The organism is Nocardia sp. MDA0666, from assembly GCF_003023875.1.
GTDB classification, from domain to species: Bacteria; Actinomycetota; Actinomycetes; order Mycobacteriales; family Mycobacteriaceae; genus Nocardia; species Nocardia aobensis.
The window spans coordinates 884,715-907,884 of the sequence record NZ_PYHT01000001.1; the positions used below are offsets into that span (position 1 = coordinate 884,715).

The window sequence follows — 23,170 nt, forward strand, 5'->3', positions numbered from 1 at the left end:
TCCCGGGTAAGAACGGCCATGTGGGATTTCCTTCTCGTTTCTGTTCGTTGGTCTCTCAGATGCCGGCGATCAGGCCGCCGTCGACACGGAGGACCGAGCCGGTGATATATGCCGCGTGCACACTCGCCAGAAATGCCACCGCGGCGGCGTATTCGGCCGGTTCGCCGTAACGGCCGACGGGTATGGAGGCGACGCTCTCCGCGCGTACCTGATCGACACTCTTGCCGTCGCGCTCGGCCTTGGCGCGGTCGAGATAGTCGGTGCGGCCGGTACCGATTCGTCCCGGCACGAGCACATTGGACGTCACTCCGTCCGGGGCCACCTCGCGCGCGAGCGTCTTCGACCATCCCAACAAGCTTGCGCGCAGCGTGTTGGACAAGCCGAGATTCGGAATGGGTGCCACGACACCGGAACTCGTGCTGGTGATCACCCGGCCCCAGCCACGGTCTCGCATACCCGGCACCACCCGGTCGGTGATCGTGATGACCGACAACACCATCGACTCGAAGCTGTGCCGCCAGGCGGTAGCCGGCTGCCCGCCGACCGGCGACGGCAGCGGTCCACCGGTGTTGTTGATCAGGATGTCGATCGGACCGAGCTCGCTTTCGACGGACGCGACCCGTTCCTCGACTATCGACAGGTCGGAGATATCCCATTCCAGAGCCACCGCACGTCCGCCGTCGGCGGTGATGGCGTCGGCGCGCACGGTGGCGGCCTCCGCCGCGATATCGGCCACCACCACCGCCGCGCCCTCCGAGGCGAGGCGCTCGGCGACCGCGCCGCCTATACCCCCACCCCCGCCCAGCACCAGCGCATTACGCCCGGCAATCCCCAGGTCCATGAAAATGCTCCGCTCTCGTTCTCGGAATGACCAGAAACTCATTTGTTTTTCGCGTGACATTAACACCGCCAATTGACGGAGAACCAATAACAATTTCCGAACCACCCCATAAGCTGAGCTTATACGTGCAGTTCACCCGGGTAATCACAGCGCGGAAAGCGGAATTCTCCAGTTCACCAGATTTGGACTCCGAGCACATTCTCGATCTACAGTCCAAGACGCCAATTGTGGATTTTCCAGCGAAAGGGTTCGGAATGTCTTTGCCGGAAACTATGACGGCAGCCGTACTCGGGGAACCCGGTGTGATTACCACTCGCACCCTCCCTGTGCCCGAAATAGCGCCGGACGAGGTGCTGGTTCGCGTACACCGAGCTTCACTCTGCGGTACGGATGTCAAGATTCGTAGCCGTCACTTCTTCGCAGACGGGGGCCCGGCGCCGGGCACTTTCGTCCCCGGACACGAATACGCCGGAACGGTTGCCGCCGTCGGGTCGAGTGTCGACGAGTTCGCTGTCGGCGATCGGGTGGTCACCGAGGCCCATCGAGGCTGTATGCGGTGCGCCAATTGCCTGGCCGGCGCGTACACCGACTGCCTGAACTACGGGAACCGCCGCAAGGGCCACCGCACCCAGGGCATGACCGTCAACGGCGGCTTTGCCGAATACGTCGCCAACCACGTTTCCACGCTCACGAAGCTGCCCGACGCCGTCGACTTCGACGCCGCGGTCGTTCTGACAACCGCCGGCACGGTTATCCACGCCTTCGACGCTCTCGGGACGATCATCGCGGGTGCCAGTATCGCGGTTATCGGCCCAGGACCGATCGGGTTGCTCGCTGTGCAGCTCGCCCGCCAGCTGGGCGCGCACCCGGTGACTTTGGTCGGGACCCGTCGAAGCCGCCTGGATATCGGCACCGACTTCGGCGCCGACCAGGTGATCAACTCCCGCGACGACGACGCGATCGCGGCGGTACGTGACAGCACCGGCGGACTGGGCGTCGACATCGTCCTGGAGTGCTCGGGCGCGCCGACCGCCGTGGACGACGCACTGCGGATGACGAAACGCTCGGGCACCGTTGTTCTCATCGGGTTCTTCCCACAGCCGGTCACCGCCGACCTCAACCACGCGGTGATGAACGGGATCTCGCTGCTGTCGGTGCGCGGCGAAGGCACCGGATCGGTACGCCGAGCCGTATCGCTGGCCGGGCAGGGACGCTTGCACACCGATTCTCTTGTCACTCACCACTTTCCGCTGGACGAGATCTCCGCCGCGTTCGAGACCTACACCACCCGCTCCGACAACGCCATCAAGGTGATGCTCGATGTCGTCGAATGAGGACGAGGTAGCCGTCGCAATGAGTGCGGCCACCCACGCCTGGCTCGAATCACTGACGCCCACCCAACTGGCCCATGCCCGATATGGGTCCCCGCTCGCGCCGGACGCGGAGGCCGAGCGGGTGCGGTGGTTCTACACCCCCACCGACCACGGCGGCTTGGCGCTCCGTGAACAGAGTCCACGCCAGCAGAGCCTGGCCATGCAACTTCTCGCAACCGGGCTCTCGGAATCGGGTTACGCCACCGTGGCCACCGTCATGGGCCTGGAGAACATCCTCGATCAGGTCGAGGGCTGGGGTGTTCATTGGGGACGAGAGCGCGGCCGCGATCCGGAGCTGTATTGGCTGAGAGTCTTCGGGAAGCCCGGCGACACTGTCTGGGGATGGCGGATGGGAGGGCATCACATCTCGATCAACAATCTCATCGTCCGGGGCCGTGTGGTCGCCACGACTCCCAATTTTCTCGGCGCCGATCCCGCCACCACGACACTGCTCGGCTCGTCCTTGCGCCCACTGAGGGGACTCGAGGAGCTCGCCCGTCGCCTGGCACGGAGCCTCGATCCAGCGCAGTGGGAGCATGCACGGCTGCACTCTTCCGCGATCTCCGACATCGTGTCAGGGAACAGGCCCCGCGTCGCACACGGCGACACGATGATGCACATGCAAGACCTCTGGCGAGGCCGATTCACCGATCCCGAACTCATCGCCTTGGTCGACGAAGTCGACCGACGCGCAGAAGCCGCCAGTGGATACACAGACGGCGACCATAGGGCGATGGCGATCACCGCCCCACCGAAAGGCGTCGGCGCGAGCCGGCTCGACCCACACCAACGCGATGAGCTGCGCCGATTGATCGGCCTGTACACCGGACGAGCGCCGAAGCCGATCGCGGACCGGCACACCGCGCACTACTCCCGCGACAGCGCACTCGACGAGGTGCATTTCGGCTGGGCGGGCAGCATCGACTCCGGGAAACCCCACTACTACCGGATTCAGGGACCGCGCCTGCTGATCGAATACGACAACACCCAGCGCCACGCCAACCACGCCCACTCGGTATGGCGCGACCCGGTCGGCGATTTCGGCCTCGACAGCCTTGCCGAACACCGGCACCACTCCGCTCACTGACGAATGGTCGTCGACCCGCCGGCAACCGGGGTGGTCATCGAAACCGCCAGGCATTCTCGCGGACCCAATCCTTGGCATAAGGCGGTCTCCGGGTCACCGCCGACACGGCACTCGTCAGGCATACCGGCCCGCCGGCAGCCATCTCGCAATGAGCACGCAGCACTGCCTCGACGCAATCAGGGTGCAGAAGTCGGGTCGCGAGCAGATGTTCGCGGTACTCGGCGAGGGTGATCTCCTTCCACCGCAGATCCCTTTTCAAGTGGCGCCCCACGGCCGAAGAGTATGAAGGACCGTTACGAGGGTTGCCAGGCGACAACATCGGTGTCGGCATCGTTCGCAGCGGACACCTCAGGAGCCGATATACAGGGATTTCGAAGCGTGCCCAGAGCTTCAATCTGCGAAGACAACACATTGCCCGCAGCCAGATAGCGTGGCGGGTTTTGAGATTGGCCGACCCCGGCCGGTGTGCCGGTGAAGATGAGGTCACCAGGGCGCAGTTCGCAGACACGAGACAGATAGCTGACGAGGAACGCGACATCGAAGATCATGTCGGAGGTACGTCCACATTGCATCTCATCTCCGTCGATCGCGGCGGAAATTGCCAGATCGGTCGGATCGTGCAGTTCATCGAGGGTGGTCAACCACGGTCCAATCGGCGCGAATCCTCGGTGACTCTTCGCGAGTCCGAATTGCGGCCGCTCACCGGCCATCTGGCCGTGTCGCTCCGAAACATCCTGGCCGACACAGTATCCGGCCACGAATTTCAACGCGCCGTCGACAGGTATCGCGCGGCCCGCGCGGCCCATGACGACGACCAATTCCACTTCCCAATCGCACGTGTCCGTCGGCAATACGATGGCGTCACCGGGCCCAGCCAAGGCGGACGCATACTTGGTGAATACCAACGGCTCAGCCGGCAGCGTCCGACCGGTTTCGGCGGCATGAGCGGAGTAGTTCAGCCCGATGGCGAAGATCTGCGAAGGATTAACCACCGGCGGCCCCAGCGGGGTGGGATCCGCAAGCAAGCTACCAGCGGTCAGCCTGCGATCCAGGCGCGGATGAGATCGCCGGTACCAATCGGAGACGTCACTCAGCATCAGCACGGCTCGGTCGGGGTCATGCGGCAGCTGCCCCCTCGACGCCGTATGGACGTCAACCACCCCGGTCTCCGTGACGATGGTGGCGCGACCTCGCAGATTGGCCAATTTCATCGGCTGCTGCCGGTGTCAACCGCGCAGCAATGACGCCGCGAACGAATGCGCGGCTAGATCACGAGCGCCCCCGAACGCGATGAGCGGACAGAGGCGCACCAGGATTCCGGCGCCGTCGTCACCGCTACAGTGAACCAATGTCCAGTAGGTCCCAGCCGATCCCAGAGACGACGGACGCAGCCCCGACCGACCGGGACGCCAAGCCCAAGCGGGGACGTGGCCGCCCCAGGGTCCCCTTGGAACGAATCGTCGCGGCCGCATTGGCTCTCGTCGATTCCGAAGGCGCCGGTGCATTGTCGATGCGCACTCTCGCGCAGCGCCTCGACACAGGAACTGCCGTTCTGTATCGGGCCGTGGCCAATCGATCGGAATTGGTCTCACTCATTGTGGACCAGGTCTTCAGTGAGGTCGTCTTCGACAACGCCTCGACTCGCACGGACTGGCAGGAGGCCTGCCGCTCGGCGGCACAAAGGTTGTTCGACACCCTCAACAACCATCGCGGAATCGCGCCATTGCTCATCGAACAGGTACCGGTCGGCCCGAGCGTGATGGCCCACCGCGAACAACTCCTGGCAATGCTGCTGGCAAACGGATTCAGCCCGGAGGACGCCGCACGCACCTACGCTACGTTGGCCCGGTTCGTGGTTGGCTTCGCCGCGCAGTTACAGGGTCACGACACAACAGCCAATCAGGATACCGCCCAGCTGGACAAACTCTTTCACCAGCTCGATCCGGAGGACTTCCCCGCGACGATTGCCACCGCGGACTGTCTGCCGACGATGACCCTGGAGAAAGAATTCAGCTTCGGCCTGGACCTGCTCATCGCCGGGCTGACCGCTCGTCACCATTCCGCCGTGGGGAACACGAAAGAAAGACGGTGACCATCCGGGCCGACCCCGAACTCAGGCACCGGTAACGCGTACCTGTTCCGCGCCCTTGACATCCCTCCATGTTTTCGGTCACAGTGTTACCGAAATAGGTCTCGCCGTCATCTCGCCCACCGGCTGCCCCGCCACAGAAGCGGACGCACGGACGGACGGACGACGGTGGACACACAGTGGAGGCGAAATGCGGCGGAAGATCCTGAAAGGGGCTCGGGTCATCACGATGGACCCGGGACGACCGGACCACGAAAAGCTCGACATACTCGTCGAGGACGACCGGATCGCAGCCGTGGCAGAGCGCGTCGACGAAACAGATGCCGAGATCATCGACCTGCCCGATCGGATCGTAGTCCCAGGATTTGTCAACGCACACCTGCACACCTGGCAGACGGCCCTGCGGGGCACGGGCGCCGATTGGACATTGCACGAGTACCTGGCACGCACTCACGGCGAAATTGCACGCCGATATAGCGCCTCCGACCTGCATATCGGCACTCTTGCCGGTGCGTTGAACCAACTCGACTCCGGCGTGACGACGGTCGGCGACTGGTGTCACAATTGCCGCACGCCGGACCACGCCGACGCCGCCATCGAAGCCCTTACCGAGGCAGGTATTCGCGCCGTCTTCCTACACGGGACCGCGCACGGCGGCCCGAAAAAACCTCACAACATCCACGAAGTAGACCGACTTCTGTCCGGTCCGATTGCCGAGAACGAACTACTGACACTGGGAATGGCGATCAAAGGACCTCAGCTGTCGTCGAGCGAGACCGCGTTGACCGACCTCCGCGCCGGCGCAGAACGAGGTCTGCTCGTCTCCATGCACCAAAGCGTCGGCCGCCCCAGCGCCGCCTGGACAAAGGTCTCAGACGCAGGACTGTGGGGCCCTCGAACCAATATTGTGCATGGCACCGGCATTTCCGGCCAGATGTTGCGAACGATGGTGGAGGCCGGCGCGACCTTCACCTCTACGCCTGAAAACGAACTCGCACAGGGCCACTGCACATCGATCGTCGAAGACTTGTTGGCCATCGGTGCGCAGGTGTCACTGGGAACCGACACCGAGATCGCCGTGGCCGGCGATGTCTTGGCCGCCGCCCGCATCTCGTTGGCACGCGTACGAGCGCGCGCCCACGATTACTCCCGTTCCACCAGCGGGCTGAGCGCACCCGAGGTCGGGACCAGCACAAAGCATGCGCTCAGTTGGATCACCACCGAGGGAGCCAGGGCTCTGGGATTGGACCACCGAATCGGGTCGATCAAGCCAGGTATGCAAGCCGATATCGTTGTCATCGACGCCCGAGCATTCAATCTCTTGCCGGCCCACAATCCCCTCGCGGCCACTCTTCACTCCCACCCAGGAAACGTCGAGGCCGTCATGGTCGGCGGCGATTGGCGCAAGCGCAATCATGCGCTTGTTCACCCCGATTTACGACGAATTGCACAGGAGTTGGAACGTTCCGCCGAGCGGTTCATCGACGAAAGCGTGTCCACCGGAGTAATGACCCGCGCCCGGCGAGAAGTCGTCCGCCGCGTCGTTCACCGCGCCATGCTCCGACAGGCACGATCCGGCGAGGATACGCCCACATCCCACTAATTGTGTGGCGTAGCAGCAGGTTCCGGCTTTCCCGGTACACAGGACGGAAGCCCGACGCGAATCTCGTCACGCGGCCGCGCACGCGCAGCGGACATGGAGCGCCGGTCCGCGCCGACGCCACACCCCTCACCCGTACCGACTCGCTCAGCCTCGACCGCGCGCCGCGGACGAGGACGTCAACTGAGCCTCAAAACGGAAACGCCGTCACCGAAATAGATTGCCGGAGACGTATTTATCAGCTACGGTGTAACCGAAAATACGCCGCCTCCGGTGCGACACACGCCCGCTCGCCCGCCACTCAGCGGGGCAAGCACCCGGGCCCCGGTCGCCGCCCTCGATTCACACCTGTCGGGAGACCAGCGAATGACCTCTGCGCTCCGCACCGCCCTGAGCACCTGTGTCGGCATCACGGCATTATTGACCGCCGCCTGCGCCTCGGCCCCGAACCCGATGGCCCACAAGACACACATCACCGCCGATTTCCGCAGTGTCGCAGGTGTATTCGAGGGCAACCCGATCACCGTGCTCGGCCTGGAAGTCGGCAGGGTGGAAAAAGTCGTCCCCCATAGCCAATACGTAGAGGTCCACCTCACCGTCGACAGCGACGTGCAGATTCCGAAAAACGTTACCGCCGCACTGATTTCGCCGTCCATAGTTACCAACCGGCACATCGAGCTGACACCCCGATACACAGGTGGACCGACATTACCGAACGATGCGCATCTCACTGTGGAGTCCACTCGAACGCCGGTCGAATTGGACACCATGATCAAGACCATCGATCAGTTCGCCGCTGCACTGAAACCCGCCGACGGTACGAATATCGGCCCGTTGTCGGGCACGGTACTCCATGACATGGTCGACGGCCAGGGGGCCAAAATTCGCGACACACTCGAGGCCTTGTCGGGCGCCTTGAAGGTCGGAGTGACGAACAAGGACGCGATCTCGCAGATCATCATCAAGCTCAACGAACTGACTTCCATGCTTGCCGACAACGATCAGCAAGTACGCGACTTCAGCGACAAGATGACGCAGATGACACAATTGCTCGCCGAGCAGGCACCCGGCCTGCAGGCAACCCTCGATCAGATGAACGCTTTCCTGTCCAACACCTCCGGAACATTGAGCCAGTACCAAGACCAACTGGCCTCGAGCCTGACCGAGTTGAAGGCAGTCACGGATCAACTGCGAGCCAACGCCGCCGGCGTTACCGAGGTCGTCGATACGGCACCGCTACTGATGCAGAACATCGCTCGGTCAATGGATGCACAAGGCGGGTATTTCCGCTCTCATGTCGTTCTAGGAACCGCGCTGTCCGGAGAAGTCGTCAGCTTGTTCTGCGAACGAATCCAGATGCGTGCCGACGGGTGCCGCACCGGAAGGATCGAAGATTTCGGCCCGGATCTCGGATTGACCGCAGCCCTGTTGGGTCTTACAAAATAGGAAAAGGATTGACAGCGAGCCACCAGAATGACGCTCCGGCGAGCTCTCGGCACGCAGAATTCAGCAGCTCCGAATCACAATCATCTGCGCAATCCGGACGACATATTCGTTCTCCGCCGCCGTAGCCGGACCGTGGGTCGCGTGCGAGCCCTCGGGCGCGGACAGGCATAGCCGAGTCACATGACGACCTATCGGCCCGGCTGAGGGCGAGATCCAGTATCGCCCTCACCGTGGGCTTCACCGCTGCGGGCACACCGCCACTACGCTCCGCTACGCACCGACGCCGTGTCGGCAGAAGCCGGGGTCATCGCTCGCGCCGCTGCCGTAATGGCCTCGACGCGACCGTTTCTGATCGCGATCGACGCGATGTAGCCGTCCGGACGGATCAGCAGCAGCGACGGTTCGTGCACCCCGTAGGTACGGGCGAAGCAGCCGACGATATCGGCGAGAACCACGTCCGCGTCGGCCGCCGGGCCGGCATCAATGGCAACCCGACGCAGCGGCGCGCCCGCAGCAGGCCACGGCAACACCTTCAGGTCCGCTGCGGCATCAGCGCCGTACGCGACAGCGGTGAAATGCGGGCCCTGCATGATCTCGAACAGTCGCTGTGGCCCGCCTGCCGCGGAGAGCAGTGTGGCGTCCGGCGCGCGGTCACCGACCTGCAGCGTGGTCGTGCGTTCGGCCTCGTGCGATGCCAGCGGTCCGCCACGGTAGGTAATCGCGAGCTGGCTTTCATCCCTGCCGCGTTTGATGCTGGCCGGATCGAGCTTGCCGATGCCGTCGTACTTGTCCGTCGACAACTTCAGCACTCCGGCCGCGATCGGAAGTCGTTCTGTTTCATAGGTGTCCAGCAGGACATCGGGTGCGCCGGCCAGCACCTGCTCGATCTTCCAGCCGAGGTTGTAGGCGTCCTGAATCCCGGTATTGAGCCCCTGCGCTCCGGCAGGGGTGTGCACATGGGCCGCATCACCCGCGACGAAAACGCGGCCGGATCGATACCGATCGACCATACGAATGTTGGGCCGGAATACCGATTTCCAGGTGATGTCGCTCAAGCGGATCTGCTTGCTGCGGGTCTGCGCATGAATACGCGCCATGATCGAGTCTTCGTCCATCGGAGGGTCCTCGTCCGGCCGCAGGCGAATCATCCACTGGAACTGGTCGGACCCCGGCAGCGGGCATGCCCCTACGAACCGCCCGCGCGGGCCCACCCAGATATGCCAGCGATCGCGGCTCAATCCCGATACGCCGGCGTCGACAAGAAGGATTCTGTCCGCCTCGTCCGTGGAACCGAGAAAGCCGAGGCCCACCCCCTTACGAACCGCACTCGATCCGCCATCGGCGCCGATGAGATAACGCGCCGTGATGGACTGTGCCCCTTGTGCGGTACGTACGTTCGCCACCACGACATCGGAGCGCTGTTCGAAGTCGATCAGCTCGCAGCCGAATTCGACGCTGTGGCCCAATGTTTCGAGGCGAGCATGCAAGGCAGCGTCCGTACGGTGTTGCGGTATCAACAACGTATTGGGATACGGAACGTCTGTCGACGCTTGATTGCGTGCTTGCATCCGCCATGGGATCGTCAAGGGGCCCAGATGAATTCCCATCAGCGGGTAATCGTCCCCCGCGGCAAGGACAGCCTCCAGGACGCCCAGATCTTCGAGGACCTCGAGACTGCGAGGTTGCACCCCCTTGGCACGCGATCCGGCAAAGGCGCGATCGGCCTTGTCGATAATTCGCACGCCGAGTCCGCGTCGAACAAGATCGATCGCCAACGCGCTGCCGGTCGGTCCGCCGCCGACGACGAGGACATCCAGAATTTCAGCTGACATCACTGCACCACCTGCCCCGCGTCACGGACGAACGCGTCGAATTCGGCGGCCACCTCAATGGCCCGTTCGTACGGTGCCATGTGGCCACACTCCGCCAGAACGCGCTCTCGAGAAGGGAGGAGCAGGCGGCGCATTTCGTTCATCCGGTCGATGGGCGTGACACGATCCTCGGCACCCCACAGCAGTAGCGACGGAAACTGTAATCGTCCTACTCGGCCGTACAGTTCGTGCCGGGCGGTCAAGGGAAAATCGGCGAGTGTCGAGAAAAGAGCAAAGATCGAGCCTTCGAACTCGTAGCAGGCACGCACCATCGATGACAACCTCACCGCCAGTTCCGGATCGCGCACGTTGTGCGACAAGTGATTGTTCAACAGCCGACCGCCCAGATATCTCCCTATCAGCATGCTGAGCGTGTCGTGACGCAGCAATTTCGTCGCTGCGATGGGCGCTTCGAGTCCCGCCGGTCCGGCAAGGGTCAGTGTGGCCGTCTGCTCGACGTGCTGTTCGACAAATGCCGATGCGACCACCGCACCCATCGAGGTGCCAACCACATGCCACGGCCCTGCCAGACCGAGCTGCGAGATCAAATCCGACAGCTGGCGCACGAACAAGGCGTCGTCATAGACCGCGCGGACCCGCTCGGAATAGCCGCGCCCGTACGCGCTGTAGGCGAGGGTACGAAAACCCCTACGGTGCAATTCATCCGCGAACCCGTCCCAGTAGAACAGCGGCACAGTCAGCCCGGGCGCCAGCACTACGAGCGGACCGTCCGGCGGACCGTTCAGCTCATAATGAGTCACGCCGTCCGAACATTCGACGAAGCTGCCGCGTAACTGCTTACGCAGATCCGCGTCCAACCGCCGATGTTCTCCTCGGGCCACGAAAAACTTCACGACTGGTCCTCCGTATCCGCAGCTTCGGTGCGCGGTTGCGTGGACAGAAAATGACTCACCTCGTCGGCCACCCAGTTCGGCGCTTCCTCGGGCAGAAGGTGCCCACCTCCGAGGTAAACCGCTTCCCTACTACCGGCGATGTCCCTGGCGAAGTACTGAGCGTCCATGTCCGCGCTGCGCAACACGAGGGTCGGCACCGCTATCCGCCAGATGTCGCCGGTGCGGTCGGGCTGATCCGTATTGGCGAAGTCGATGAACGCCTGCTGGTTACCCTCTCGGGTCAACATTGCGTGAACACGATCGACCATCGCCTCGTCCACGATCGACGCGGCGGCAGGCCCCACCGCCGAACGCAGGTTACGCTCCGTTGCCGATCGAGTGAGCAGACGGCGCACCAGCGGCCTTGTCACAGGGTTCCGAGCCAGCCGCAAACCCAATGGCAGCGACTTTCCGGGATAGCCGGTGGCATTGACCAGCACGAGTCGCTGCACCCGTCGCGGATAATCCAGGGCGAAATTCCAGGCGATATTTCCGCCCAGCGAATTACCCACAATCGACGTCGAAACCACGCCGAGTCCATCGAGAAAACCCGCCACCGTGCGCGTGTAGGTCCCGATGCGGTAGTCGCGATCGGCGCGAGGTCCCGTCAGCCCGAAACCCGGCAGATCCAGGCGGATCACATCGAACGACGACGACATCAACGCCGCCACCTTGTCGAAGTGGTGCAGCGAAGAACCACTGCCGTGCAGCAGCAGAACCGGCGGCCCCGAACCAGCCCGCTTGTAATGAACATTCGCGCCTCCGACCGTTGTGAAGCGCGACTCGGCATCGATGTAGTCGTAGGCTGCTCTGCGTGACACCATAATGGCAACAGTGTTGCCGAAACAGTGCGGTTCGTCAAGGTGCGCACACTTGACGCCAGCCTTCTTCACCCCTACATGCGCCGCCGAGCCTGCCCCGCTGCGCCATCACCGACTATGAAGTATCGGTTACATCGTTGCCGCAAACTCTTGACCGGGTCACTTCGGTCGACAACACTTTGGCCCCTATGAGCGAGCTAACAGCAACTCCAGGCCGCGTACACATGCTCGCAGGCGTGTTGGACGGTTTGCGATCTATCGCGCCGGACATGTCGGGCCACCTACCGATGGCAGCAGGCCGAGGACTGCGGCAAGCCGCGGACACGACACGAGCCGCATTCACCGATGTTGTTCTGCCGCAGTCTCAACGGGTAGAAGAAACCGCTTGGCGCGCTCATCGCCGGCCCGACCGGCGCTCTCCATCTCAGGGCGCGAACTCCGGAGGTTGCCCCGACGAGGGGACCACCACCCTCGCCACCACTGCCCTCGCCACAGAGATGGTGAGGGCGAAAAACTCCGTCGATGTTCGAACCGCCGCCGCGACGACGGTCTTCGAGCTGTTTCGCTCGGAGGGTGACGTTCACCTGCGAATCTGGCTCCAAGACGTCGCTTTCGACTATGTCGCCACCGCACCCGCGGCCCTGGCCTTCATCGATGACTGGAGCAGGCATCCCACGCATACGATCGAAGTCGTCCTCGCCACCCGCGATAGAGGCCCGCTGCCACGTTTGCCCAACGAACGATTGTTCTATCTCCGATGCGACGCGGCAAGTTTCGATGCATCGAACTGAGCTCGCCAACCCGACGATTTCCGCATAAAGACTTCGTTGAGCGCATTGTCACAGGTCCACCACCACATCCCGCCCGAGCGAGGGCCACTGGTCCGCCCTGCGCGCCCGCGCCCGGCCCGGAAGCAAAATACGTGATTTCACCACCACTCTTGTCCCAGAAGACCCAAAAGTCACAAACACCTAGCTGGATTCGAAACAGGAAAACAGCGACATTTCCGCAGAGGAGAGCGCTACAGGGGCCGGAATCCAACTCGCAGACAGCGGATGCCGAAACAGAAAAAGGCCCTGACCAGGGATTACAGAAAGTGGACCTGGCTGGGCGTTACGCGAAACGGGATGACCTGCGCAAACTCGAAAACCTCACCGCCGGAATCCGATCCGACAACCCCCCACCCAGGCGACGGCAGCGGAATTCGGCCACACCGGCGCAGCCCAAGCCGGCCCGGAACATCCAACGCCGACTCCCCCGCCACACCATCGACGAGCTCGTCCAGACCTACCGAGACGGCACAACCACCATCGAACTCGCCCGCCGATACGACATCTCCAAAACCGCGGTCCTGAACCTGCTCACCCGAGAAGGCATCACCCGCCGCCACCAACCTCTGACGGATGCCGACATCGACCACCTCGAAGCCCTCTACCTCGCCGGCCACCCCCTCGCGTCCTGCAGCCGACTCACCGGAACACCCGCCAGCACAATCAAAGACGCACTCCACAAACGCGGAACACTCATGCGCCCGACGGGCGGCCATCGAAACAACTCCCGTTGATCCGACACCGCGTGTCGACACGCCCGGAAGGCCACCCAATCCAACCAATAGCAAATCTTTAGCAATCGCCAGGCGTACGCCGCCGACGAGTGCCCCACGTCGTCGACCCACCAGCACCCCAGTCACGGAACAGCCCGGATAACCACGCACACCGACGCACCATGAAACAACGCTTAGCATCGACGGCCTTCATACAAGCTTCCAGACGCGATCGATTCGCAAGTAGGCGCCGGTGCGGTCGGGGGGCCGTCGCGTATCGGTCTGTCGGAGAATGGTTTTCGCGTTCGATGTCATGCCACTCCCACTCGTGATCTCACAACGCACCGAGCATCTGCCTGACCCGATGATCATTATCTCTCACTGAGCGTTCGCTTATTCAGGAATCGAAGACTCTACGCCGACGCCTTCACCATCCGTTCGGCCAGACCGGCGAACGCCGCACCCACGGCCTCGGCGGTGTGGAGTTCGCGAGAGGGGAACCAGCGGACGGTGTCGATGCACAGCGACAGCACCGACAGTGTGGTCGTGTCCACATTGTCGACGGCGAACTCGCCCGTCCGAACTCCTTCGGCGATGATCTCGCGCATCAGCTTGGTTATCTTCCTGCGCAAGCGAGTCACCTCGGCGCGGTTCTCTTCGGTCAGCGCCGTGCGTTCGTACTGGACGATGCGCGCGGTGGTGTGGTTCTCGGCATGCCAATGCGCGAAGGAGTACACCGCCGCACGCAGGCGCTTCGTGGCAGAACCATCCGTTGCGGCACCCGATTCGAGCGCGGCCAGCGCGGACGTGTGGCCCGCGATGCTCAAACGCAGCAGTACGTCCTGCTTGGAACTGAAGTGGATGTACATCGCGGCCGGGCTCATCCCGGCGCCGGCAGCGATCTCCCGGGTGGACGTCCCGTAATAGCCCTTCGCGGCGAAGGCGTCGCGCGCGGAGTCGAGCAGTCGCCGCTCCGCCTCGAGCTTTCCGCGGTCGGCACCGCCGGGCCCCTTCGGCCCGATCGCCGATGCTGCCATCAGTTCCCACCTCCGTCGCCGAGCGATCGGTTATCGCCACTCAGGCATTGACATTGTCACATCACCACTCCAGACTAAGCGAACGCTTAGCCATTCGGCCGCATTCGCGGTGGCCCGCAGCCGTACCCCGGAAAGGACGTGAGGTGGACAGGTCCGTCTACACCGACGATCACGAGCGGTTCCGTACATCCGTGCACGACTTCCTCGCACGGGAAGTGGCGCCGCGGGTCGAGGAGTTCGCCGATCAGAAGCTGATCGCCCGAGAGGTGTGGCGCGCGGCCGGCGATCAGGGTTTGCTCGGTCTCGAGATCCCGGAGGAGTTCGGCGGCGGGGCCGCGGGCGACTACCGGTTCAACGCGGTCGCGATGGAGGAACTCGCGGCCGTGACGATGGCGCTGGCGTCGAGTCTGAGCATCCACTTCGACGTCGTCACACCGTATGTCGTCGATCTCGCGGCCGAGGAGCAGAAGCGGCAGTGGCTGCCGCGGTTCGCTTCCGGCGAGGTGGTCTCGGCGATCGGCATGACCGAACCGTCTGCCGGTTCTGATCTGGCGAACTTGAAGACGACCGCGGTGCGCGACGGTTCCGACTGGATTCTGAACGGGTCCAAGACCTTCATCACCAACGGCTACACCGCCGACGTCGTTGTCGTGGCGGCCCGAACCAACCCGGAACAGCGCTCGAAGGGCATCAGTCTGTTCCTCGTCGACGCCTCCCTGCCGGGATTCGAACGGGGCCGGAAGCTGGACAAGGTGGGCCAGCCGGAGGCCGACACCGCCGAGCTGTTCTTCGACGCGGTCCGGCTTCCGGCCGACGCGATCCTCGGAGAGGTCGATCGCGGATTCGTGGCCATGATGGAGCGCCTGCCCCAGGAGCGCATCGGCGCCGCGGTGATAAATGTCGCGCACGCCAAGCAGATCCTGCTCGAGACCATCGACTACACCAAGCAGCGCAAGGCGTTCGGCTCCGCTGTCGGTTCGTTCCAGCACAACAAGTTCCTGCTTGCCGAGCTGGTGACCAAGATCGAGGTCGCGCAGGCATACGTGGACGCCGGGGTGGCCGCACACGCTGCGGGTGAGCTCACCCCGGTCGACGCCGCGAAGGCGAAGTGGTGGACGGCGCAGGTGCAGAACGAGGTGCTCGACCACTGCGTTCAGTTGCACGGCGGCTACGGCTATATGCGCGAATACCGCGTCGCCCGTGCCTGGATGGACGCCCGGGTTTCCAAGATCTGGGCCGGATCCAACGAAATCATGAAGGAAATCATCGGACGCGACCTCGCGCTCTGATCACACCTCCACGCACAGAAAGTCGACTCTCCGTGACCGAAGCTGTCATCGTTTCCACCGCACGCTCACCGATCGGACGCGCCGGCAAGGGATCCTTCACCGGGATCCGTCCCGACGACCTCGCCACCCAGATCATCCGCGCCGCCCTGGACAAGATCCCCGCGCTGGATCCGGCCTCGATCGAAGACATCTATGTCGGGGCGTGGGAACACACCGGTGAGCAGGGCGAGAACATCGCCCGCCGGATCGCCGTGCAACTCGGCCTCGACACCGTTCCCGGGGCCACTGTGAACCGAGCCTGCGCATCCAGCGTGCAGACCACCCGAATGGCCGCCAACGCCATCAAGGCCGGCGACGGCGACATCTTCGTCTCCGCAGGCGTCGAGTGCGTGTCGCGATACCCGCAGCAGAACGAGGTCGGCGCCGACGACGAAGCCTTCCAGAATCCGCTGTTCGCGGCAGCACAGGAACGCACCGCACAGCTGGCAGCCACCGGGGCCACCTGGACCGACCCGCGTGCCGGCGGGGCGCTTCCCGACGTCTACATCACCATGGGACAGACGGCGGAGAACGTCGCCACCTACCGGGGTATCAGCAGGGCCGAGCAGGATGAATTCGCCGCTCGCTCACAGCAATTGGCCGAGAAGGCGATCGCCGACGGATTCTTCGATCGTGAGATCGCGCCTGTCACTCTGCCGGACGGCACCGTGGTGCGCACCGACGACGGCCCACGCGCCGGCACGACCGTCGAGAAGTTGGCCGGGCTGCGCACTGTTTTCCGCGAGTCCGGCTCGGTGACGGCGGGGAATGCGTGCCCGCTCAACGACGGTGCCGCCGCGCTCGTGATCATGAGCGATCGTAAGGCCGCCGAGCTCGGACTCACCCCCCTGGCGCGGGTGGTAGCGACCGGCGTCAGCGGGTTGTCCCCGGAGATCATGGGTCTCGGCCCCGTCGAGGCGTCTCGGCGTGCCCTCGCCAAGGCCGGGCTGTCGATCGGCGACATCGACCTCGTCGAGATCAACGAGGCCTTCGCCGCCCAGGTGATCCCGTCCTACCGCGACCTCGGTATCGACCTCGACCGGCTCAACGTCAACGGCGGCAGTATCGCGCTCGGCCACCCGTTCGGCGCAACCGGCGCCCGTATCACCACCACGCTGCTGCACGCTCTGCAGGAGCGAGATCTGCGGTTCGGTCTCGAGACCATGTGTATCGGCGGCGGCCAGGGCATGGCTGTCATCTTCGAAAGGATCAGCTGACATGATCGGCACTGAAATCGTCACGACGGCAACGACATCCAATGTCACCTTCGACTTCACCGGCCAGACCGTCATCGTGACCGGAGCCGCCCGCGGCATCGGGCGCGAGATCGGTCGCTTCTTCCACACAGCGGGCGCGCATGTCTACCTCGTGGACTACGACGCCGACGCGCTCGACGCGGCGAGCGCCGACATCGGTTGCCACAGCGCCGTCGCCGACGTCAGCGACACACCATCGGTGCAGGCCGTCGTCGACAAGGTCATCGCCGAGACCGGCCGGGTCGATGTGCTGGTCAACAACGCCGGAATCCTCCGTGATCGGGTGCTGTGGAAGCTCACCGACGAGGACTACGAACAGGTGATGGCCGTGCACGCGGGCGGCACCTTCCGGTTCACCCGGGCTTGTGCTCCGCATTTCCGAGCGCAGCACCACGGCCGCGTCGTCAACGTCACCTCCTACACGGGCCTGCACGGCAACGTCGGACAGTCGAACTACGCGATGGCCAAGGCCGGCATCATCGGTTTCACCAAGACCGCAGCCAAGGAACTCGCAGGCTTCGGCGTCACCGTCAACGCGATCTCGCCGAACGCCGAAACCAGGATGATCGCGTCGATCCCCGACGACAAGCGAGCCGAACTCACCGCACAAATTCCGTTGGGCCGCTTCGCCGATCCACGCGAGATGGCCACCACCGTCGCCTTCCTCGCCTCCGCAGAGGCCGGATACATCACCGGCGTGGTGGTGCCTGTGGACGGCGGTATCTCGATATGACATTTTTCGACAACCTCGACGCGGTGCGCGCGGGTGCCGGCGCCGAACTCGGCGTCAGCGCGTGGATCGACGTGCCGCAGAACAGAATCGACGCCTTCGCCGACGCCACCGAGGACCGGCAGTGGATCCATACCGACTCCGCCGCCGCTGCGGCCGGGCCGTTCGGTACCACCATCGCCCACGGGTACCTGACGCTGTCGCTGGTCTCGGCATTCCTCGCAGATCTGCTGGCCGTCGGGGATGTGGCGATGGCGGTGAACTACGGGCTGAACAAAGTCCGGTTCCCGGCCCCGGTGCCGTCCGGATCCAGGATCCGCGGGCACGGCAGGCTCGCCGACGTCACCGACATACCCGGCGGCCTGCAGACAACCACGATCGTCAGCGTCGAACGCGAGGGCGTCGGCAAGCCGGTCTGTGTCGCCGAGGTCGTCACCCGATTCCACGATCGCACCACCACCTAGAAGGAAAACCACAGCATGGGAATCATGGACCGTTTTCGGCTGGACGGACGCGTCGCGGTCGTGACCGGGGCGTCCTCCGGACTCGGCGTCGCGTTCGCGGCCGCGCTGGCGCAGGCCGGCGCCGACATCGTGCTCGCGGCCCGCCGTCTCGACAAGATGGAGCAGACCGCCGAGCTGGTGCGTGCGGCGGGACGACAGGCCCTGTGCGTGCCCACCGATGTCGCCGACCCGGAACAGGCACAGCGGTTGATCGACGCGGCGGTCGAACGCTTCGGGACGGTCGACGTGCTGATCAACAATGCCGGAATCGGCACCGCGTACCCCGCCACCCGCGAAACACCGGAACAGTTCCGGCAGGTGATCGACATCAACCTCAGCGGCGCTTACTGGGTCGCACAGGCATGCGGGCGGGTCATGCGCCCCGGTTCGTCGATCGTGAACATCTCCAGCATCCTCGGCCTGACCACCGCAGGCCTACCGCAAGCCGCCTACAGCGCCAGCAAGGCCGGCCTGATCGGACTGACTCGCGATCTGGCCCAGCAATGGGGCACCCGCAAAGGCGTTCGGGTCAATGCGATCGCGCCCGGATTCTTCACTTCCGAAATGACCGATCAGTACCGTGACGGCTACCTCGAAAGCATGGCGCCGAGACTGGTCCTCGGCCGGATCGGTGACCCTGAGGAACTCGCCGCGACCGTGATCTGGCTGGCCTCGGACGCGGCAGGGTACGTCACCGGCCAAACCATTGCCGTCGACGGGGGATTCACCATCACCTGATCGTGTACGACACCAATTCGACGGCTGTCCACCGGATCGGGCAGAGCCCACTCCCTCGCTATGGCGATATCGGAGTCCAGGAAGATTCGTCCGCGTTCCGTCGCCGTTCGCCGATTCTGGTCTCGCTTCTCCACCAACGTATTTCGGCATACGGCGCGTGTGGTGGACGCCTCCTCCTCGCGTGTGGCGCCACTTCAACACCGCCTCCTTCACCATGCGTGCTGCTGTCATCGAAGCCGAACTCGGTTCATACTCGCTGTCGCAAATTCGCGGCTCCTCAGCGCTCGACGGTGATGTGCAGCTTCGAATACGCCAAGAACTCAGCACCACAACCAGCAGGCCGTGCCCTGCTCTGCCTTCGGCGCCGCCGCCAATCCGGCGCGCCGGTCCTGCGACAGGTCTTCGTGCCGCTGATTCGAAGACGGCAGCAGCGATCGAATTTCTTCTTCTTGGCTGTCCAGTTCCGGAGGCCACCCTCCTGGTCGAGTTTCCTCTCGCGCAGGTCGCGCGGCGCATATCTGTGAACCGTGGTCTCCTCCGAGAGCATCCGCGGCGATAGTCTGGATTCACCTGCTGGCAGTCCGACGAGTAGCCGATGGTCGAGAGCGATCCGTCCAAGACTCAGCGTGATGATGTCGATGTCGTCACGGAGCTGGACGCTGCGGGTTTCGCTGACGCGAAGGAGATCGGGCGGGGTGGGTTCGGACAGGTGTATCGGTGCACTCAGCTCGCCGTGGACCGCACCGTCGCGGTCAAGGTGCTGACCGCCGAACTGGACGAGAATCGGGAGCGCTTCCTTCGCGAGCAACGGGCCATGGGGCGGCTGACCGGTCATCCCAATATCGCGGGGATGCTCGAAGTCGGCGAGACCTCCGCCGGTCGCCCGTACCTGGTGATGCCCTATTACGCGCGCGGTTCCCTCGATGCCCGCATCCGCCGCGACGGCCCGCTGCCGCTGCCGCAGGTGCTGCGTCTGGGTGTGAAGATCGCCGGTGCGCTGGCGACCGCGCATCGAGCCGACGTTCTGCACCGCGATATCAAGCCGAGCAACATCCTGATCACCGACTACGACGAACCCGCACTCACCGACTTCGGCATCGCCCATATCACCGGCGGATTCGAGACCTCGGCCGGCACGATCACCGGCTCTCCGGCGTTCACCGCACCCGAGGTGATCAGCGCGGGCGCTGCGACCCGAGCCTCCGACATCTACGGACTGGGCGCCACCTTGTTCTGCGCACTGACCGGACATGCGGCTTTCGAACGCCGCAGCGGCGAGCAGGTCGTCGCGCAGTTCCTGCGCATCACCGAGCAACCCGTCCCCGACCTGCGGGAACGAGGCTATCCCGATGACGTCTGCGCGGTGATCGAGGCGGCGATGTCACGCGGGCCTTCCGATCGGCCCACTGCCGAGATGATCGGTGAACAACTCCGACGCATAGAGCACGATCACGGCTACACAGTCGACGAGATACCCCTGCAGCAGCCCTCGGACGCCGAACACAAGCCACCACCGAGCCCAGCGGAAAACACCGCCGGCAACCTGCCTCTCGAACTGACCAGCTTCGTCGATCGCCGCATCCAGGTAGCCGAGGCCAAGAACATACTGGCGGGCTCCCGCCTTGTGACCCTGACCGGGATCGGCGGCGTCGGCAAATCCCGGCTCGCCCTGCGAGTCGCCCACAAACTCACACCGGATTTCACCGACGGTGTGTGGCTGGTCGAACTGAGCGAGCTCCGCGATCCGGCGTTGGTAGCCGAAAACGTCGCCGCCACCCTCGGCCTGCAGAACCGCGGTGCCGAACGAACACTCGACATACTCATTCGGTACTTATCCAGCAAAGACCTTCTACTGGTCCTCGACAACTGTGAACATGTGGTCGACGAAGCCACGAAACTGACCGAGTCGCTGCTGCGAACCTGCCCGGGCGTGAGAATCATGGCGACCAGCCGCGAGGCCCTGGGCATCGGCGCCGAATCGGTGTATGCGGTTCCGCCCCTTGGGATTTCCGACCAGGCCGGAAGACGGGCCGCTCGCGACGACGCGGTCACCCTGTTCGCCGAACGAGCCGCCACGGCCGTACCGGGTTTCGCGGTAACCGAACGCAATCGCTCCGCCGTCACCCGCATCTGTGCCCGGCTCGACGGCCTGCCGTTGGCGATCGAACTGGCCGCCGCGCGGCTGCGCACGCTGTCGCTCGACCAGATCGACTCCCGTCTCGACGACCGATTCGCGTTACTGACCCGCGGCAGCCGCGGCGCACCGAAGCGGCAGCAAACCCTGCAATGGTGCATCGCCTGGAGCTACGACCTCTGCACGAGGGCCGAACAGCGACTATGGGAGCAACTTTCGGTCTTCGCCGGTGGATTCGAGTTCGACGCCGCCGAACACGTCTGCGGGAGCGACCTCGACGGCGCGGAGTTGCTCGACGCTGTGGCCGCTCTGGTGGACAAATCGATCCTGCTCCGCGACGAGATAGACGACCGGGTCCGATTCCGGATGCTCGAAACCGTCCAGCAGTACGGCCGACAGATGGCCGAAGCACACGGCGCCTATCCGGAAGATGCCCGACGCCAGCGTAATTGGTGCGAGCAATTGGCCCGGCAGGTCGAGGAGGAGTGGATCGGCCCGCACCAACTGGCGTGGATAGCGCGACTGGAACGGGAGCTACCGAATCTGCGAAGAGCATTGGAATTCAGTCTTTCCAATTCCGACGAGAGCGCTGTGCCGATCACGAGCACGCTCTATCTGTTCTGGCTACTGGGCGGCCGGCTCAGCGAAGGCCGCCGCTGGCTGGAACGCGAACTGGCCCAGCCGATCCGCTTCCCGCAGGCATACCGAGCCAAGGCGCTCTACGCCGCAAGCACGATGGCCGCGATGCAGGCAGACCTGCCGGCTGCTTTCGACAAGATACGAAAACTCGAAAGCCTGGCCGAAAATACAGCAGACCGGCTGTCCAAGGCACTGCTCGTCCACGCCGAAGGCAACATCTGCCTTACCGGCGGCGATGTCGAACTCCAGCATGGGAGGGACTTTCTGACCGAAGCGGTTGCCCTGTACACCGAACTCGGTGAGCTTGGTTTGCAACTCGACGCCCAGATCTCGCTCGGATGGTGTTATGCCCTTCTCGGCGACAGCGATCGAGCGCTGCCGCCTCTCCAGGAAGCACTGGCTGTCACCGAATCAGCGGGCGAAGTGATGCTCCGATCGTGGGCATTGTGGATTGCAGGTTTTGCCCTCTGGCGCAAAGGCGATATCGACACGGCCAGGCATATGCTTCGGATGGGGATACAAGCCGCCCGGCAGGTGAACGACCCCCTCGTCGCGGCGGTGTGCTCGGAGATACTGGCCTGGACAGCAGCACAGCAGCACGATTACCGCCGGGCAACGGTTCTCATGGGCGCCGCCGATACGTTGGGACACGCCGCCGGAATCTCCCCTTTCATACTTCGCGATTCGCAGATCTATCACGAACAGGCCGAGCGAGCCTGCCGGACAGCACTGGGCGCCCGAGCATTCGACGCCGCGCGCCAGGAAGGCACCTCGATGAACTTCCACACCGCGGCGGCCTTCGCCCTGAACAAAAACTCACCGGCCGCCGCATCGGCAACGCCACCAGCGAGACTGACCAGGCGCGAGCGCCAAGTCGCAGACCTCGTCGCCGAAGGTCTGACCAACAGGGCAATCGCCGCTCGACTGGTGATCTCACAACGCACCGCCGAGGGACACGTGGAACATATCCTGACCAAACTCGGGTTCACCTCCCGCTCCCAGATCGCGGCATGGGCGAGCGGGCACAGCGGGCCCTGAGTCGCAGCGGCGCACCGCCGAACGCCCCCCGGTTACGGGCCCAGGAAAAGCCGTTCGTTCGGTAACCTGCGCGTCGGCAGGTGCTCCTCCACCGTGTGAGCGATGAATTCGATTGCGCACCAGCGTCGTCGCTGCCAATCGCGAATCAACTGGTACGCCGCGGCAACGGTCGCCCGATAGTCGAACGCCGTGCCGCCCAGCCA

The 23,170-nt window shown here is 64.1% G+C and carries 19 protein-coding genes; 12 read left to right on the plus strand and 7 right to left on the minus strand.

Annotation, left to right across the window (positions count from 1 at the left end; translation table 11 throughout):
* Positions 1–55: 55 nt before the first annotated feature.
* Positions 56–841: an SDR family oxidoreductase gene (locus C8258_RS04200; protein ID WP_106953907.1), complete on the minus strand. Its 786-nt coding sequence runs from the start codon at positions 839–841 to the stop codon at positions 56–58.
* A 26-nt stretch (positions 842–867) separates the two neighbouring features.
* Between C8258_RS04200 and C8258_RS04205 the strand changes: the two genes are divergently transcribed.
* Together C8258_RS04205 and C8258_RS04210 are read left to right on the plus strand one after the other, a co-directional pair.
* The gene (locus C8258_RS04205) at positions 868–2,175 is read left to right on the plus strand and encodes a zinc-binding dehydrogenase (RefSeq protein WP_106953908.1); all 1,308 of its coding nucleotides are present in this window, start codon (positions 868–870) and stop codon (positions 2,173–2,175) included.
* Positions 2,162–3,301 (plus strand): DUF3500 domain-containing protein, encoded by a 1,140-nt coding sequence (locus C8258_RS04210; RefSeq protein ID WP_106953909.1) that lies wholly within the window; start codon positions 2,162–2,164, stop codon positions 3,299–3,301. The genes C8258_RS04205 and C8258_RS04210 overlap by 14 nt, the downstream gene beginning before the upstream one ends.
* Before the next feature lie 293 nt (positions 3,302–3,594).
* On the opposite strand, the gene C8258_RS04215 is transcribed toward C8258_RS04210, so the two are convergent.
* Positions 3,595–4,512 (minus strand): fumarylacetoacetate hydrolase family protein, encoded by a 918-nt coding sequence (locus tag C8258_RS04215; RefSeq protein WP_106953910.1) that lies wholly within the window; start codon positions 4,510–4,512, stop codon positions 3,595–3,597.
* Positions 4,513–4,748: 236 nt separating this feature from the next.
* Between C8258_RS04215 and C8258_RS04220 the strand changes: the two genes are divergently transcribed.
* The 3 genes from C8258_RS04220 (at position 4,749) to C8258_RS04230 (ending at position 8,436) form a co-directional block, all read left to right on the plus strand.
* Entirely contained in the window at positions 4,749–5,393 is a 645-nt protein-coding gene (locus C8258_RS04220; protein WP_233224853.1) for a TetR/AcrR family transcriptional regulator, read from the plus strand.
* Positions 5,394–5,580: 187 nt separating this feature from the next.
* Positions 5,581–6,993, plus strand: coding sequence for an amidohydrolase family protein (locus C8258_RS04225; RefSeq protein WP_106953912.1), 1,413 nt, complete (start codon positions 5,581–5,583; stop codon positions 6,991–6,993).
* 363 nt (positions 6,994–7,356) lie between these two features.
* Positions 7,357–8,436 carry an MCE family protein gene (locus tag C8258_RS04230; RefSeq protein ID WP_106953913.1) on the plus strand — a complete coding sequence of 360 codons (1,080 nt, stop codon included), beginning with the start codon at positions 7,357–7,359 and terminating at the stop codon, positions 8,434–8,436.
* A 260-nt stretch (positions 8,437–8,696) separates the two neighbouring features.
* Here C8258_RS04230 and C8258_RS04235 read toward each other — a convergent pair whose 3' ends face one another.
* The 3 genes from C8258_RS04235 to C8258_RS04245 are packed head-to-tail and all read right to left on the minus strand — an operon-like array spanning position 8,697 to position 12,093.
* Entirely contained in the window at positions 8,697–10,268 is a 1,572-nt protein-coding gene (locus tag C8258_RS04235; protein WP_106954066.1) for an FAD-dependent monooxygenase, read from the minus strand.
* On the minus strand, positions 10,268–11,161 hold the full coding sequence (locus C8258_RS04240; protein ID WP_106953914.1) for an alpha/beta fold hydrolase: 894 nt from the start codon (positions 11,159–11,161) through the stop codon (positions 10,268–10,270). Before C8258_RS04240 ends, C8258_RS04235 begins: the two co-directional genes overlap by 1 nt.
* Positions 11,158–12,093, minus strand: coding sequence for an alpha/beta fold hydrolase (locus tag C8258_RS04245; protein WP_233224854.1), 936 nt, complete (start codon positions 12,091–12,093; stop codon positions 11,158–11,160). Before C8258_RS04245 ends, C8258_RS04240 begins: the two co-directional genes overlap by 4 nt.
* Positions 12,094–12,257: 164 nt before the next feature.
* On the opposite strand from C8258_RS04245, the gene C8258_RS32180 reads away from it, so the two are divergent.
* Positions 12,258–12,812 carry a hypothetical protein gene (locus tag C8258_RS32180; protein ID WP_146161156.1) on the plus strand — a complete coding sequence of 185 codons (555 nt, stop codon included), beginning with the start codon at positions 12,258–12,260 and terminating at the stop codon, positions 12,810–12,812.
* A gap of 296 nt (positions 12,813–13,108) precedes the next feature.
* On the opposite strand, the gene C8258_RS32185 is transcribed toward C8258_RS32180, so the two are convergent.
* Positions 13,109–13,468, minus strand: a complete 360-nt coding sequence (locus C8258_RS32185; protein WP_146161157.1) for a hypothetical protein — start codon at positions 13,466–13,468, stop codon at positions 13,109–13,111.
* Between the two features lie 509 nt (positions 13,469–13,977).
* Positions 13,978–14,601 (minus strand): TetR/AcrR family transcriptional regulator, encoded by a 624-nt coding sequence (locus C8258_RS04260; protein ID WP_106953918.1) that lies wholly within the window; start codon positions 14,599–14,601, stop codon positions 13,978–13,980.
* Positions 14,602–14,744: 143 nt separating this feature from the next.
* Here C8258_RS04260 and C8258_RS04265 point away from each other — a divergent pair, with 143 nt between their 5' ends.
* From C8258_RS04265 to C8258_RS04290, 6 genes are all read left to right on the plus strand, one after another.
* Complete coding sequence (locus C8258_RS04265; protein WP_106953919.1) at positions 14,745–15,890, plus strand: acyl-CoA dehydrogenase family protein; 1,146 nt, start codon at positions 14,745–14,747, stop codon at positions 15,888–15,890.
* Between the two features lie 32 nt (positions 15,891–15,922).
* Positions 15,923–17,146, plus strand: coding sequence for an acetyl-CoA C-acetyltransferase (locus tag C8258_RS04270; RefSeq protein WP_106953920.1), 1,224 nt, complete (start codon positions 15,923–15,925; stop codon positions 17,144–17,146).
* A gap of 1 nt (position 17,147) precedes the next feature.
* Entirely contained in the window at positions 17,148–17,918 is a 771-nt protein-coding gene (locus tag C8258_RS04275) for a 3-oxoacyl-ACP reductase family protein (protein ID WP_106953921.1), read from the plus strand.
* On the plus strand, positions 17,915–18,379 hold the full coding sequence (locus C8258_RS04280; protein ID WP_106953922.1) for a MaoC family dehydratase: 465 nt from the start codon (positions 17,915–17,917) through the stop codon (positions 18,377–18,379). The genes C8258_RS04275 and C8258_RS04280 overlap by 4 nt, the downstream gene beginning before the upstream one ends.
* Positions 18,380–18,394: 15 nt before the next feature.
* Positions 18,395–19,156 (plus strand): SDR family NAD(P)-dependent oxidoreductase, encoded by a 762-nt coding sequence (locus tag C8258_RS04285; protein WP_106953923.1) that lies wholly within the window; start codon positions 18,395–18,397, stop codon positions 19,154–19,156.
* A 595-nt stretch (positions 19,157–19,751) separates the two neighbouring features.
* Positions 19,752–22,967, plus strand: coding sequence for a protein kinase (locus tag C8258_RS04290; RefSeq protein ID WP_106953924.1), 3,216 nt, complete (start codon positions 19,752–19,754; stop codon positions 22,965–22,967).
* Positions 22,968–23,170: the final 203 nt, after the last annotated feature.

What these genes read in the sequence shown, in the direction of transcription:
- C8258_RS04200 (WP_106953907.1), bottom strand. Translation starts at nt 841, where the DNA reads ATGGACCTGGGGATTGCCGGGCGTAATGCGCTGGTGCTGGGCGGGGGT.
- C8258_RS04205 (WP_106953908.1), top strand. Translation starts at nt 868, where the DNA reads ATGACCAGAAACTCATTTGTTTTTCGCGTGACATTAACACCGCCAATT.
- C8258_RS04210 (WP_106953909.1), top strand. Translation starts at nt 2,162, where the DNA reads ATGTCGTCGAATGAGGACGAGGTAGCCGTCGCAATGAGTGCGGCCACC.
- C8258_RS04215 (WP_106953910.1), bottom strand. Translation starts at nt 4,512, where the DNA reads ATGAAATTGGCCAATCTGCGAGGTCGCGCCACCATCGTCACGGAGACC.
- C8258_RS04225 (WP_106953912.1), top strand. Translation starts at nt 5,581, where the DNA reads ATGCGGCGGAAGATCCTGAAAGGGGCTCGGGTCATCACGATGGACCCG.
- C8258_RS04230 (WP_106953913.1), top strand. Translation starts at nt 7,357, where the DNA reads ATGACCTCTGCGCTCCGCACCGCCCTGAGCACCTGTGTCGGCATCACG.
- C8258_RS04235 (WP_106954066.1), bottom strand. Translation starts at nt 10,268, where the DNA reads ATGTCAGCTGAAATTCTGGATGTCCTCGTCGTCGGCGGCGGACCGACC.
- C8258_RS04260 (WP_106953918.1), bottom strand. Translation starts at nt 14,601, where the DNA reads ATGGCAGCATCGGCGATCGGGCCGAAGGGGCCCGGCGGTGCCGACCGC.
- C8258_RS04275 (WP_106953921.1), top strand. Translation starts at nt 17,148, where the DNA reads ATGATCGGCACTGAAATCGTCACGACGGCAACGACATCCAATGTCACC.
- C8258_RS04280 (WP_106953922.1), top strand. Translation starts at nt 17,915, where the DNA reads ATGACATTTTTCGACAACCTCGACGCGGTGCGCGCGGGTGCCGGCGCC.
- C8258_RS04285 (WP_106953923.1), top strand. Translation starts at nt 18,395, where the DNA reads ATGGGAATCATGGACCGTTTTCGGCTGGACGGACGCGTCGCGGTCGTG.
- C8258_RS04290 (WP_106953924.1), top strand. Translation starts at nt 19,752, where the DNA reads ATGGTCGAGAGCGATCCGTCCAAGACTCAGCGTGATGATGTCGATGTC.